The 13931-nt window shown below is 48.8% G+C and carries 11 protein-coding genes; 1 reads left to right on the top strand and 10 read right to left on the bottom strand.

Annotated features, from left to right (window positions below; translation table 11 throughout):
* Window positions 1-645, bottom strand: coding sequence for a hypothetical protein (locus B2828_RS07610; protein ID WP_479633111.1), 645 nt, complete (start codon window positions 643-645; stop codon window positions 1-3).
* 96 nt (window positions 646-741) lie between these two features.
* On the opposite strand from B2828_RS07610, the gene B2828_RS07605 reads away from it, so the two are divergent.
* Window positions 742-960, top strand: coding sequence for a helix-turn-helix domain-containing protein (locus B2828_RS07605; protein ID WP_479633109.1), 219 nt, complete (start codon window positions 742-744; stop codon window positions 958-960).
* A gap of 574 nt (window positions 961-1534) precedes the next feature.
* On the opposite strand, the gene B2828_RS07600 is transcribed toward B2828_RS07605, so the two are convergent.
* From B2828_RS07600 to B2828_RS07560, 9 genes are all read right to left on the bottom strand, one after another.
* Window positions 1535-2581 (bottom strand): carboxypeptidase-like regulatory domain-containing protein, encoded by a 1047-nt coding sequence (locus tag B2828_RS07600; protein WP_479633108.1) that lies wholly within the window; start codon window positions 2579-2581, stop codon window positions 1535-1537.
* Window positions 2578-6543 carry an Ig-like domain-containing protein gene (locus B2828_RS07595; protein WP_479633107.1) on the bottom strand — a complete coding sequence of 1322 codons (3966 nt, stop codon included), beginning with the start codon at window positions 6541-6543 and terminating at the stop codon, window positions 2578-2580. The genes B2828_RS07600 and B2828_RS07595 overlap by 4 nt, the downstream gene beginning before the upstream one ends.
* Before the next feature lie 6 nt (window positions 6544-6549).
* Window positions 6550-8847, bottom strand: a complete 2298-nt coding sequence (locus B2828_RS07590) for a hypothetical protein (protein ID WP_479633106.1) — start codon at window positions 8845-8847, stop codon at window positions 6550-6552.
* Window positions 8848-9154: 307 nt separating this feature from the next.
* Window positions 9155-10012 (bottom strand): hypothetical protein, encoded by an 858-nt coding sequence (locus B2828_RS07585; protein WP_479633105.1) that lies wholly within the window; start codon window positions 10010-10012, stop codon window positions 9155-9157.
* Entirely contained in the window at window positions 9991-10197 is a 207-nt protein-coding gene (locus B2828_RS07580) for a hypothetical protein (RefSeq protein WP_479633104.1), read from the bottom strand. The genes B2828_RS07585 and B2828_RS07580 overlap by 22 nt, the downstream gene beginning before the upstream one ends.
* Window positions 10198-10384: 187 nt before the next feature.
* On the bottom strand, window positions 10385-11530 hold the full coding sequence (locus tag B2828_RS07575) for an AAA family ATPase (protein WP_479633103.1): 1146 nt from the start codon (window positions 11528-11530) through the stop codon (window positions 10385-10387).
* Entirely contained in the window at window positions 11530-12528 is a 999-nt protein-coding gene (locus B2828_RS07570; RefSeq protein ID WP_479633102.1) for a CHC2 zinc finger domain-containing protein, read from the bottom strand. Before B2828_RS07570 ends, B2828_RS07575 begins: the two co-directional genes overlap by 1 nt.
* Window positions 12529-12645: 117 nt before the next feature.
* Entirely contained in the window at window positions 12646-13005 is a 360-nt protein-coding gene (locus B2828_RS07565; protein ID WP_479633101.1) for a hypothetical protein, read from the bottom strand.
* Window positions 13006-13429: 424 nt separating this feature from the next.
* Complete coding sequence (locus B2828_RS07560) at window positions 13430-13867, bottom strand: hypothetical protein (protein ID WP_479633100.1); 438 nt, start codon at window positions 13865-13867, stop codon at window positions 13430-13432.
* Between the last annotated feature and the right edge of the window lie 64 nt (window positions 13868-13931).

Genomic DNA, 13931 nt, shown 5'->3' with positions numbered 1-13931 from the left:
CTAATTGTCCTGCGTATTTTTGTCCGGTGATGAACTTCCAATAGCCTTGCCAATAGCAACGGCAACATCTCGGGCCAGCTTTTCCCTCGCTGCGTAGCCTCGTTTGAACTCTTGAACTGCCTCCTGGCTTGAACCACCACCAGGGGCAAACTCGTATTTGGAAAATCCGCCTTCCAGGTAGATTTCAAAACAAACAATCGATCGCTTTTCGCAGACAAGAATAACCCTTTCCCATTTCCCTTTTGCTGGGCCGCTCCAAAGCCTGTTCCAGCCACCGTTCCAAAACCTGTACCAAGCCGCAAACAGGCTATGCCATATAATACCCATGACGACGGCAAACGTAACAATCGATAGAGGGAACAGCGGGGTAAAGAATAGAGGTGTTGTCAGCAGGCACAGAAAAATCGCCAAAAAAATATTGCGTGTGCGCAACCATGGCTCAATCCATTTCCACCGAGTCTCAAGTTTTACCTCTTTGACTCCCTTAAGGACGATTGTGTGTTCTCCGAATGTCACACGGGTATTGGTCACGGTTATTGCTGGAACGACTGGACCATAACCGAGGGCTCCAAGAGGCTGCGGAGGATTCTCAAATATAACCGTCTCAGTATTGGGCGGCATGCTTTGTCTTTGCAGAGAAGTCATAAAATTCGGGAAAACCAGAGCGGATGCTATTCCCTAAAAGGAACAGATCAAGGAAAAATTCCACATCCGGAATGAGTTCTTTCAGAGAATCCATGAGTGCCCAAGCACTCCCAGCCGAATCTTGACCAAAAACTCGCTGCTTTCCTTAAAAAGACGAGGGGAGAGCAGAGTTACGCCGATTTCTCGAAGAAAACGGGGTTAACACCCTCCACCTTATTCCGGCTGGAGCATACCGAACAGTCAATCACCCTCCGGCGCCTGGAACAGGTGATGGCGAAGCTGAAGGTGGGCTTGGGGAATGTGTTTGGGGCGTAATCTATTGCGCCTCTCCTGCCACCTGAGTTCGACTGGCTTGACTTCCTCCACCGCAAGATCGTTTTAGCCTCCTCACCCTAGGTTCCCTCTTCTTCCTCGTCCTCCTCGCCGCCGAAGGTCTCCATTGGGCCCCTCGCGACAAGGTGCCCGAGCTAATCGAGTGGCAACCGCCCAGTAAATCCGAGACATATCACCGATACCGGGGCTTTGGTGGGCCATATTTGCGACGCCTACGCCGAGCCACCAGCCAACCGACCATAGCCCGATGCTCAGTGACCATCCCAAGGAAAGCAAAAACCGAAAGGGAAGCTCGTTAGCGAAGATCGCGAATATGCCGCCGTGCGGGAAATAGTCGTGCGTAAACCGGAACGCAAAGCAGTTCATCACGAACACCGGGAAATCCAATAACTGGAAGAGCACCATTAACGGACCTGACAACCGGACGGATGTGGAATTTCCATTGAAGGCAGTCATGGCAGCCCGGAATCCCAAGGCGAAAATGAAGACAACAGCAAGGCGGTGAAGGGCCGCAACGATCAGGGCGATAGCTATCGGCGTCGGTCGCATCGGACGGCTACTTGAGATTGACCTGCTGGGCTGGGTCGTATTCCAAGTTTCGAGAACCTTGCTGCGGGTTTAAATATGAAGTAATCCTCACAAAGTGGTCTCCCCCTGCGATCATGTTAATTTTCGCCCTAGCATAGGTTCCATTGGCAAGTTTCAAATAATATTCTCCGCTAACATCGGATCTCCAGTTCTCCGCATTGTGTGGCATCGAAATCTCCACGGATGGTTGGTATCCCTCTATCGGAGCTTGGTAATCTGTTTCGTCTTGGCTTTGCACTAACCCACCACCCGGCACAGAAAAACGGCACTGCCAATCATAATGGCGGTTCGCATCTTGCTCTTGATCGTTCGTCCAACATGCAATTACCAAATCGCCTTGCCCCGCCGGAACTGAAATAGCCGTTTTAAGATTGATTTCGACAGGGGATCCATTTCGGGGAATACGAAAGGTTCTTGCTACTGTGAATAGAGGTTCCCCTATGACCTTTTTCCTCAAAACAAAAATAGAAGGGGTATCTTTTGTGGGTGGGGATTTGCGGGAACTGTCCGGCGGCATCCCGTATCCAAAAGCTTGTGAAGACTTCCCATTGATCGAGTCATATCCGTTTTTGCCCACGGTCACAAGCAGGCCAGCTCCCTTAATATCTGAAATTGAGAAGTTCCCGTTATCATCAGATGTCCCTTGGTATCTCGACCCATCCGCCCAAAATTTATCTATCGCACTATATTCGATGTGCGCTTCTGGAACTGGATTCCCGTTCTGATCGAGAACTTTTCCGTAGAATGAAATAGGCGCGGCAAATACGGACTGCACAGTTTTTACCCGCTCCTCGCGTAACACAGCTTCATCCCCTTGAGTGGCAGGAGGGGTCGGAGCCACGGATGGATTGGGGCTTTTGGTTGGCGTTGTTGCTGGTGCAAATGGAAGCGCTGTAGAATCAGTTTTGGATTCGTAATTTTGTCGTTTTTGGTGTCCGCTTCGGCCTAGCCAAAAATACAATAAAATTAAAAGCCCGGCGGAGGACGCTAGTAGAATGGCCCGATTAGGTTTCATGGATTTGAATCGATTCCAAGGGAATCCAAAAGTTTGTTATAAAAAGGCTCTAAACCCTGGATATTCCAGTTAAATTCCGCGCTGTGTTGGGTGCCAAATCCATAGTCTGACGAACTCAAATCAACGCTTCCCGAGACTTTTCCACTGGTCCTGCTTTCGGCTCCGGCTGCTTTGGCCCAAGTCCGACAGGCGTATGGCTCTGCTTCGTTAGGGTCAGTAAGATAGTGGTCAATCAATAATCCCCCGAGCTTCGTTTTATACAACCTTTGGCCGGAACTGGCCGTCCTGTCATACCCGAAGTAGCTAGCGGGTTTCATGATGGCGTTGTTCAACTCCCAAGCATAAGACGTTGCATTGTCCTGCGGCAGATAAAAGCTGGTCAAAGTTCCGCCAACTGATTTTAGCCGCCCTCTATACGCCATAGCTCGCGTTGGGGTGTCAGTGTCGTCGTCGGGTGTGTCCTTATTCCACAGATTCACCGTTATGTTCGTTACCCCAACATTCACAGTCGTTGTAGATGGGCTTTGTTTTAGATTCGCCCCATCATCGTAGCACGCCGCAGGGACTGCCGCTTGCAATAGGGCATAATTGTTCACAGACATGCTGTTTGCGAGTGCCCCACCCACCACAATGTTCCCCATGCTATGGGCAACAATGTTTTTGGATGTGAAACCAGTTAGAGAGTCCACGAAGCTCTTTAAGGCCGGGCCAGTCTGCCATGCGGTGTGCTCACTGTCGTTATAACTTGCGAGATAGGCATCAATGGTTTGTCCTGCCATAGGTACCCATTGCCAATTATCGGAATACCCTGTATCCCACCGGACAGCCGCAAACCGTCCCTTGAATCCACGCCAATACAGGCGCTTGAACATCGTTTCGGCAAAGGACGTTGCTCCATCGGGGGACATGTTCCATCCGTGCACAAACACAATAGCCTGCTTGGTTTCATTCGGAGCCGCCTCAAATTGGACGGCGGGCCATTGGCTCTTCCCGCTTAGGTCTTTCCGCTGATACATCTTCTTGATGTCCTTGATGTCGAGCCACACACTAGGTCCATCGGAAATCTTTGTGTTTCCCTGCCAAATGGTCACCAGAAGCTGCCCCTTGCCCTCCGTGACTCCGTCGAATAGCAAATAGCAGTATGGGAAAGTTTTGGTCGTGCCAAATGGTCCGCCCAAGTGATTCCATACAGAACTCGATAATTTCAGCGGCGAGCTGACGCTAACAGCTCCTTCCGATATTGCGCTCAGTTGGTTTGTCGCCGTAGCGTCATCAGTCAGATATTTCCCGCCTCCGTCATTCTCCGCTGCTTGAACAATTTTGATTGAGGGGGTTCCGCTCGTAACGGTTTTCCATTCGAGACCGAGTTGGTATGTGCCATCCTCGAATTGCTTCTGGTATCCCCCGACGTAAATTTGGAGTCGCGCATAGTCCTCCAGGTCGCGCTGGGACACGATGCCGTTGGTAGTGGAGTCCTTGGTTGTTGAGCCGGGATGGTCCTGTTCACTGAAATCGTTGTCATCGTTCATCCAGAACCTGTAAGGTCTGTTCTCGGAAGTTGTGTCGTAATCCTTATCCGACATCGATATCCCGCCCTGAGTGGTTTTGGCGTCGCTTCCAGTAACAGCAAGTTTCACAACTCCATCCCTGTTCGCATCCACTCCTAAATACATAGGTGGGCTTGCCCAAGGCGATTGTGACGAACTGGACGAGGACGCCGCCATCGTGCTCCGAGCCAAAATTGTCTGACTCGTCCCTCCGCTGGAACTCGTCGAAAGATTGCTGATTCCGGCAACCCATCCATTTGCGTTAATGCACCTAATGTCCGACGAACTCATTCCATCGGGCAACTGAACTTCCTGGAGAGTGCAATTTGTGGAACTTAGGGCAGCGTAAGGGCCGGAGAGAACGTAGGTTTTAGCTGACTGGGAGCCATCAGTGGGATCGGTAAATGTAGCATTCATGAGGATATGGATAATCCCGTCAGTTCCTGAATTACTGATCAATCGCGGAAAAATCCCGCTGATCTCTCCCTGGTAATCGGCAGGAATCAGTGCGGTTAGTACTGTGCGAGCGCCACCTTGCCAAATAATCCCCTCGTTGATGGAGGAATCCCATCCGATGATTTGATTGTTGTTATTAAGGGCCCAGAAACATTCATTGGGGCTCACCATAATTACTTGGTTTCCATTCCAGATGAATCCTAATCCACAGGCCATGGGACCTCCCTGACCCGCAAACCAGTCTCCCCATGAGCCAAGGCACCATCCGCCGTCGTTTACCGCAGTTACCGCATAAGATGTCCAATCAGAATAGGGAGTGGGAACCTCACCTTGACCGAAGTACGTTTGGCTCCCATTCACAGAAATAAAGCCTATTCCAAATTCACCAAGAATGCCCCTACCATAGACATTAGTCTCTCCACCCCATGTATTCTCTGTGATAGAATTGATTTTATAAACTGAGTATGCCCATATAGAGAATGAGTTCCACGAGGGTTTCCCTATATCGGCAATCACTCCATCAGAGCTGGAGAACCCCCACTCTCTTCCAAAAGAGTCCCAATTGCCATCATAGCCATAGCAGCTCGCTGATCCATAGAGTTTTCCGGAAGGCGTGACAAATTTTGGAGTGTAGGTTACGCTAACTTGGAAATATCCCTCAAATTCATCATTTGGGTCATCATCGTGACCTACAGTGAAACTATCGAAAAGGTTCACCTGCTGAACTGTTTGTGTTGAACCGCTCGTCCACGTCATGACGGTCGCTGTATAACTATTACTTAAGAAGGCAAAGGCCATCTTGTTAGTATCATCAAGGGCGCATATATTGACGTTATTTCCCGCGTTTGTTCCGCTAACATTAATTGCTGGATAACTTACCACAGGCGGTGTTGGCGGGTTTTCCGGCTGATTACCCGATGGCAACGTAGGCGTGCCATAACTGCCTGTTCCATTGTCGCTCTTTTCGGTGAAGATAACGGCTGCCTGGGCATAATTTCCCGTGGCAGGTATGCAGGTAATCTGGCAAGTGGCGCTGGTCGTGGTGGGGAGTTGGAAGTAGACAATCGCGTAGCCACTGGTGTTGGTCTGTAGCTTCAGCGCACCGGCGTTGCTTCCCGTGGCAGTGGCCTGCAAGGTGCCGCCTCCCTGGGTTACGGTAAATATAACAGGAGCTTTGCTCATTGCGTTCCCCGCATTATCAGTGACTTTTACCACGAGCGGCGCGGAAAGGAAAGAGCTGGGAGAGCCTGTTTGATTGTTTCCGTTGGTAATCGTCAAAATCGGCGCTTGCCCGCTATAAAAATCGATAGGGTTTAAGTGGCTATTGTAAGCCTCCAAAATCGTCGCAGGATTGCCGTCCACTAAAACCCCGCTTGGAGCAGGGGCATTAGGATCGGGAACAGGCCCGCCGAAGTAGTAATTTTGCCACCAGTCAGGGAGACCATTAGTTCCCGTAACCGTTAGGTCGAATGAAAAAAGATTCTTAACCTGGCCGATATTGGCCATGGCATAATCGTTTGCGGGGTTAGCTGAACCGCTAAGCCATGGATAAGTGCCTGATTCCAGTGGATGGCCAAAGTATTGCACTTCCAGAAGCCTGTCAAAAATCGGCTTCGCCACCGCCTTCAATTGCCCAAGGTTAACCGCAGCGTAGTCATTGGTATTTGCAGTTGTGCCAGAAAGTTTTGTTCTGAGCGTGTACAGGGCATCTCCAGCTCCTCCTGGAAGTTCGTCATCCAGTTCTGCAATTGCTTTTATGGTGATATTTTTGATTTGCCCTTGATTGACGGCGGCATAGTCATTTCCTTGGTTGCCGTTTGTAACAGTGCGAACCGTCCACCATTGTGGCGCCGTGCTCTCTGCCAAGAGAAACAAGGGCAATCCCACAATAAAAAGAATTCCCAATGCAATACAGAGACTTTTCCCGCCTCGGTTCCTGTGGTTTTTGGGCCGGTCCATAGAACGCTAGAAATTTGTTCCACTTGTAGTGGCCCGAGTTGTTCCAGAAACGCTTGTGCCCGATGTTGCAGTTGTCGAGGAGACACTTGCGGTTGTCGAGGCGGCTTTTACAGCATTATTCTGGGAAACTTGTGCAGTGGTTGGTTCTACTGTGAATGCACCCATATCAAGATCCCCCTGTGGTTCAATTCGAACTGCTCCGGAAAATCTGGCATTGCCGTCAACATCGAGCTTAGCTAAAGGCGTAGCGGTACCCACGCCTACATTCCCTGAAAAATAAGCCTGATTGGTATCAATCCAAGCATTGGCTCCATAAAGACCAACTTCAAATAGATGCGTCGGATATGGCATATACCCCCCCGAAACACCTACGCCAAAATTTGCTGTAAAATATGTATTCCCTGTATTTAGATCCGTTGCAAAAACTTCATGACCATCCCAATATGAACTGCCAGCCGGGCTATATTGAAAATTAACCTTCCCAAGTTCCATCCACAGGGCAAATTTAAACGACGTAAGGCTCGTATCATCCAGCATATCGTAGTCGTTTATGTTTGCACTATAAACAATCTCACCATTACCTCGCTGGTTAAGACGAGCGCTGTATGATGTATACGGATTTTTCCAAGTGATATTAGATCCGTTGTCACTATCGCAAATAATAGCAGGATACTCTGTTTGCAGTCCAAAATACCCCGCTCCTTTCAAATCTATTTTCGCCAACAATGAACCGTATGCATCTTGCAATTGCATTAAATCTACAGCCTGCAACGGATTGCTTTTGATAATTTCACCAACATTACTTGCGTCAGAAATACTTATCTGTAACTGGCCAGAAGGATTTACAGAACCAATCCCCACATTTCCGCCAGATATTGTTAATCCGGCAGCAGAGGAAATATAAAGACTATCGGCACTTGCCTTGGTTAGAATATTATTGCTATTGAGAGCAGTATTTCCGTTTGGATCGAGCACAAGTTGCTTAGTCGAGTCCGTTCCCGTCAAGACTAGACGATTTGCAGCGTCAATTTGCATCACATTGACAGATGTGCCGGTAGCAGCTGTTCGTTGCCATGTCCATGATGTTGACGGACGGGAAGTAATCTGTAATATGTTTGAACCAATTCCATTAGTTCCATCTGTATATGAGACGGCATATCTGCCCGCGTTATTTGTATCAGAAACAGAAAGAGTTCCTGAAATTCTAGAATTTCCAGCAATCAAAGTTCCAAGACCAGTGTTCCCATCTGTCACTTGCAGTACGCCCGCCGATGCGCGACCAAGACCTATATCATTAGCTCCAGCACAGGCATTCGAGAATCTCAAGCCACGACTCACCGAGGAGCCAGCAATTTGTACGTAAGATCCAGCGTAGTTTTGATCAAATATCGTTGGCAACGAAGTCAATGATTGAATAAATATTCCATAATTGTCGACAGCTTGAATGACTCCTCGCGTATTGTTTGATGGAGAATGCAACTCCATGATAGCTCTATCACTAGATGATGGACGAAACATGACCCCTGATGAGCCAGCATGAAATGCTGTTCCTGGCGCAGATAAACCTAAGTTAACCCTATCGCCAGCATTCAAAGTTCCTTTTATATCAAGTTTGGCCGATGGCGTTGCGGTTCCAATTCCTACATACCCCGACGAAGAGTCAACAAACAAGGCAGATGAAGATCCAGATGAGACATTTAGGGAACCCCATACATCGAGGGCTACAGCAGGAGTCACCGTACCTATACCAATTTTCCCATTTAAGCTAGTAAGCCCAATTCCCGCCAAGAAGTACCTAGAATCCGCAACATCTTGCGTTAATAGGTTGCTGCCGTTTACAAAAATTGTTCCGTTCGGATCCATTACGATTTGCTGACTCGAATCGGTTCCTGTCAAAATCAGCCGGTTGGAAGCATCAATCTGCATCACATTCACAGCACTGCCGGAAGTTGCAATTCGCTGCCAATTCCATACAGCTTGGGGGCGAGTAAGAGTTTGTGTCAGGCCAGAGTTGGTTCCAGCAACTCCGTCACTATAGAAAATGGAATAGCCCGGGTGGGTCGGATCGGCGGACCAAGATCCGAAATAAAGCGTATTGCCGACAACATCGGCTGTGCCACCAACCACCAATGAGCCTATCGAGCCGGAGGTGATGGCTGCCGTTCCCGAAACAAGGGTGTTAATTGCGCCAGTTCCGGTCACATCCAAGCTGGAGCCTTGAAGGGCTTGTCCAAACGACGGGAATTCGCTCAATAAAAGCAAACAAGAAGCAAAAACCAGCGGGGAACAGGTGTTTTTACTCATAAGTTTTGAGGGGAGGGCTGCTTAATTTAAAATGTCTTCCGTGAGCCATGTCCACCAGCTACATCTGGCCCCAAGAGGCGATATTGAATTGTAAATTACCGACGGATGTTTACGCTGGTCCCATTCGGAATTCAAGAGTTTTCCTGTATAAAGTCTTTCTGAGTATGTTTTCTAAATTAAAGTGACACTTGCATTTTGTGCGAAGCGTTTACCTGAGCCCCCATCCATGCCCGCAATGACTATTTTTCTCATTCCGAGGGTGATAAGTGAAATTTGAGTGCTTTTGGACAGGGGCGGGAAGTACGGATTAGGCGGGATTGCGGGGAACAGGACTTTCTTGGGGTGTAAGCAGTGATCGACACGCAATCCCCATCCATCCGTTCGCCTGTTTTCCATTGTTCCCGGGCACATCATGGCGTAACCCGACATTAAAGGAGCAGCGGATAGCTTCGACGACCAGAGATTGAAATTCCGCCCGTGGTGGCGGGATCATTCCTGATTCACGGCAGAAAAGATAAAACTGGTGATAGCACTCGGTGACGGTTAGTGCTCCATTGGGAGCTTGGACAATGGCGTTTTTGACAAAGATCTCATGGGGCGACGCATCAAGGGGGTTAATTATTTTCCCGTTCACCATCCGATGTTTTCCACTTTTTCCAGAAAAGAACGCAGCATCTGCCTCCAGCAGCGCCTTGGCTTTGGTCACTACCCTGTTTAGCACCTCATCCTTGCGGAATCTTATGACAAGGCTGGTGATGTCTACGCAATGCGCGCATTCCTGGGAACAGCGCAGGAGGTAATTAGAGACCAGCAGCTTTAATTTTTCCTCGGAAGTGGGGCAAAATGCAGCCACCCGCCAATCAAAGAAATAAAACCTCTCCTCTGGCGCGAAATATATGACACGATGCCCAAGCCTTGGATCACCCCCAAGGATCGCTGCGAAAAAGTCGTCATTCAGGTAGGCCGGGATGAATCTACCAAAGCCATCAGGGTCCAGAAGTGTTGCCTCCATAAAAGCCGGGCCATATGTCGCTACAGCATGGGGAAACTTAGCGGCGAACCATTGATTCGGGTTTTCGGCCACCGTTTCCCTCTTCGAGATTGACGGCATCCGAAACCGTGGTTCTTGTATTAAGCTTGTCTCTACGCCGTTATTTCCAGCCATTTTTTTACCTCCTCGTTGGTTATGGGATGCTTTTCCGCCTTAATTGACCGAAGGATATTCAGAACGTGCTCCGACTCCTTAAATCTACAAAGGTGTTCCATGGCGGTATTTTTTGCGTTTTCCGCCAGCGTTTTCTTCCTTACCTGTTCTGATGTCAGTCCTCTTTCAAAATCTGCGTAGCTCATAATATTTCCGAATAGCGGCCAACCGCAATTTTCGAATTGCCGTAAGCCAAGATGAATGTTGGATGTTTTAAAAACTCATGAATCTCATGCAAACTAGTGCATAAGGTGCAGCAGCAGTTAAGTAACTGCTGCTGCTGCACCTCTGCACCAATGCACCGCGCAAACTGCAATGAACTGCAAATTGCATTCATTGCACCTCTGCACCTCCATTTGCTGCATTCTCAGTCGAGTCGATAGCGGGTTTATTGGCCTTCCATGTATTTCTCTCTGCCTTGATAACTTGTCCGCTTCCGACGAGTTCTCGCTTTTTATTTAGGAAAGTCCGTTCACTCATGCCGTACAGCTGATGTAGCCTAATTTGCCATTCCTTGGTTGTCATGGCATCATTGCCCAAGGCATCAAGCACCTGTTCTTGGGAATATTTTGTTGTCCTGTTGCCGGGGCGTTTGAGATCACATGGGTCGGCATTATCGTCTCTTACCATCAAGGGATATTCCCAGCGGAGGCAAAATGGATCTATGGGTTTGAAATTTCTGAGGCGTGCCTCAATCGTATACGTAAGTTCGTTTTCGTGCATGGTCATAACCACAACGGAGTCGGGGTCACGAGCAAATACACCAGACCCAGAAATACGGTCCATGGGGTCCTTTCCCGCCTGATTCCCTTTGGAAAAGTGAGCTCCAAATACCACTGCCGCGCCAGACTGCACCGCAAGCTTCTCGATCTCATTAAGCATCGAGTTAATATCCCCGGCGCTATTCTCGTCGCGGCCCCCCATTCCTTTATAAATAGGATCTACAATGATCAAGTCATACGAGCGTTCTTTGGTCTTCTCAATAATGCGTGGCATTAACGCCGACAAATCGGCGCAATATCCACGGAGTGTCCAAACATCAAGGTTATCGCTTACATTAAGGCAAACGCTTTTGGCGTTGGAAACCGCATCCAGTCTTTGACGGAAAAATGCCTCTTGAATCTCGAAGTTGACATAAAGCACCTTGCCCATGGTTGTCTCCATACCCCACCAGTTGATGCCGTGTGCGACACTGATTGCAAGGTCGGTTAAACAGTAGGTCTTGTAGCTTTTGGAACCACCACCAAGAACCATCTTTGACCCTTTATGTAGCAAACCGGCAATAACTTCCTGAGGGGCTGCGTAGAGGGTCTGACATAAATCTCGAACGGACTTAATAGGTGGAAGAGGGTGTGGTTCTCCAGCCCCACGAGATGATCCATTGATGTTGGGCAGGTTGATTGGCCTTACTGCGCGGGTAATGACCTGTGCAGCATTTTCACTGCCCACAGCGCGGCATACATCCGATACATCCTTCATTATGCCACCTCCCTTGGGTTAAAGGTTAGGAGTCGGGTGGCATACGGATGCAAGAGTTCTGCCACCTTGCCGGTGGCTGCTTCTCCAGCTGGATCATTGTCCAAGCAAAGGGTTACGGTCTTGCCTCGAAAAAGAGGAGCCCACGCATCCTGAAATGAGCTCGCACCTGGCATGCAAATTACAGCTACACCGGGGGTGTTTTCAAATCCAGCATCGATCATGCTAATCGCATCGGTTTCGCCTTCGGTGAGATACACAGAGCTCGCTGTTTCCAATTTATTGATGCGCCATAACGACTGATGCCCGAATCCCCAAAAGAAATCCTTCTTTGGCCAATTTCGAAATTTGATCCCGGTTGAATAGATGAATGCCAAAGCACCATCCCAGCCAAGACACCCTTCCTGAGCCAATTTTAAGATCGTTGACGTTTTCCAGCTACGAGGGTCGGCAACACGATGTTGTAACCGCTCGTCATCCATTAGGCGGATTGCGGCATCAGCCATAACCGTTCTTTGGGATTCGGAAGGAACATAGACCTCACCGGGCAAGGAAGGCTTCTGACTGGAAACTATTCTGTTAACCGCAGTGCCATGCTCGTAAAATTGCGTCAATATTTTAAGGGCAGCGTTGAAATCAACCTGATCTCGTTCCATTACGTAATCCAAGATGCTGCCTTTCCATCCACAACCGTAGCATTTGCCGTAGTTGTCGTTCGGGCAAATATAAAAGCTAGCTGTCCGTTCATCGTGAAACGGACATAGACATTTATGGCCCTTGCCGCTTTTCTTAAATCTATGCCCATCCGATTCTAGAAGACCTCGAAAAGAGATCTTCTCCTTTAGAATTGCGCTTGGTGCGGTCCAAAAGTAGCAGGCAACGGAAATATCGTTCGTTTCGATGCTTTCGTTACCGTCCTCTTTCGCTAAATTCGCATTTTTATTTTCATCGGCATCATGTTCTGCGTCGACATCTGCCGGTTTTTTCGGTATTATATTCATATAGTTCGATACTAGTTTCTGCCCGCCAATGATTAACTCCGTTGGCGGGCTCTTTTCTTTGTTTTTGCTTCGTGTTCATGCCATCAGTGATAGACCGTTCACGTAAAAAAATGTTGCTCATACGACTTCAAGTTTTGCCTCCAGTTTGACTTTTGTGCCATTGACCAAAGCGAGCGTCACTTCATTGCCGGTGAGTTTAGCACAGCGCACCTGTTCCGGCATTATTCCGGCTCCTCTCAGTACCTTGGCCCATGCATTCAACACCTCGGCGGGATAGTGGCGCGATTCAAAGAGCACCTTCTCGGAGCACTGGTTAATGGCTTCAAAGATGAAGTCCTCAAACTGAGTGCCATGAAGTCCCAATGCCAGTCCGATACGTCGCGCCTGAAGCTCACCAATCCTACGCTTTCCACTTTGCAGACCAGCAATTAACGAGCATGGGACATCGGCGCGTTCGGCCAATTGGATATTGGTCAATCCGGCACCCACCCTCAAGCTAGTTAATTTAACTGCAAAGCAAACTGTCATACGAATAAGACTAGTATATTGCGTATGTACAAATAACGCAAGCTAATAAGTGCGCAAAAGTTGACCCTATGATGAAAATTTCACCACAGGGTCGCTAAAATACGGCCATGTCGATAAGCCCCTAGGTCCATGGCCGATGAGAAGAGTGAACTGGCAAACAGGAGAAGAGCAAAGGCAAGAGGTCAAATATGATTCATCATGGGCGAACTGAGGTTTATGAGCTAGGGCCGGTCCTGCGATTTTGTTGCCGTGGGTATGAGTCCGTGTCGAGACGCCAAAAAGGGAATAAAAATGGGGTACCCGGTCAAGTAGTACCAGGTACCCCAACTAGAATAGAGGTTGGGGTCTTTACCCCTTATGGCCCCTTTTTTGCCTAACCTTCGGCCTCGACCTTAGTGTCCGGGTTGTTATTAACCGGAGACTCCAACTTCATCTTCTCGCCGGGGTAAAAGGTTAAGGTGTTACCTTTAAATTGACCTTTACCCTCAACAATCAACTTTTCACCCTCAACCTCTTTTTCACCGAGGGTGCCTTTCCCGACCACATAGGAGCCGGTACCGATTTCATTCCGCGCCTGCTGGAGGATGACAGGATCAGGGAGCACCTGCTTGACGAGCGCCAAGCTGATGCCGTCCGAACCAGCATCTCTCACAAGCCGTTCCAGTGTATGCCGATAGGAGCCGACGACGTCCTTATCATCGAGCTCTTTCAGGTTGGTGAGCAACTGTACGCGGTTGTCAGTGATTTCAACGAACTGCTCTTTACGGGCGGCTTCCTTCGCCTTGAGGAAGGTTTCTTTTGCGGTGGGCATGTTTTTAGTCAATACAGCCACTTGGTTCACCGGCTGCGGGAGAGAGGGCCTTGGATGGCGTCAA

Source organism: Spartobacteria bacterium UBA695 (genome assembly GCA_002298145.1).
Classification (GTDB): domain Bacteria; phylum Verrucomicrobiota; class Verrucomicrobiia; order Chthoniobacterales; family Chthoniobacteraceae; genus UBA695.
Note: the sequence above shows the minus strand (reverse complement) of the source record. Positions and strands in the feature narration are given on the sequence as shown.

Excerpts from the sequence above, each read along its gene's own strand:
- B2828_RS07610 (WP_479633111.1), bottom strand. The coding sequence starts at position 645 with ATGACTTCTCTGCAAAGACAAAGCATGCCGCCCAATACTGAGACGGTT.
- B2828_RS07570 (WP_479633102.1), bottom strand. The coding sequence starts at position 12,528 with ATGAATATAATACCGAAAAAACCGGCAGATGTCGACGCAGAACATGAT.
- B2828_RS07600 (WP_479633108.1), bottom strand. The coding sequence starts at position 2,581 with ATGAAACCTAATCGGGCCATTCTACTAGCGTCCTCCGCCGGGCTTTTA.
- B2828_RS07590 (WP_479633106.1), bottom strand. The coding sequence starts at position 8,847 with ATGAGTAAAAACACCTGTTCCCCGCTGGTTTTTGCTTCTTGTTTGCTT.
- B2828_RS07585 (WP_479633105.1), bottom strand. The coding sequence starts at position 10,012 with ATGGCTGGAAATAACGGCGTAGAGACAAGCTTAATACAAGAACCACGG.
- B2828_RS07575 (WP_479633103.1), bottom strand. The coding sequence starts at position 11,530 with ATGAAGGATGTATCGGATGTATGCCGCGCTGTGGGCAGTGAAAATGCT.
- B2828_RS07580 (WP_479633104.1), bottom strand. The coding sequence starts at position 10,197 with ATGAGCTACGCAGATTTTGAAAGAGGACTGACATCAGAACAGGTAAGG.
- B2828_RS07560 (WP_479633100.1), bottom strand. The coding sequence starts at position 13,867 with ATGCCCACCGCAAAAGAAACCTTCCTCAAGGCGAAGGAAGCCGCCCGT.
- B2828_RS07595 (WP_479633107.1), bottom strand. The coding sequence starts at position 6,543 with ATGGACCGGCCCAAAAACCACAGGAACCGAGGCGGGAAAAGTCTCTGT.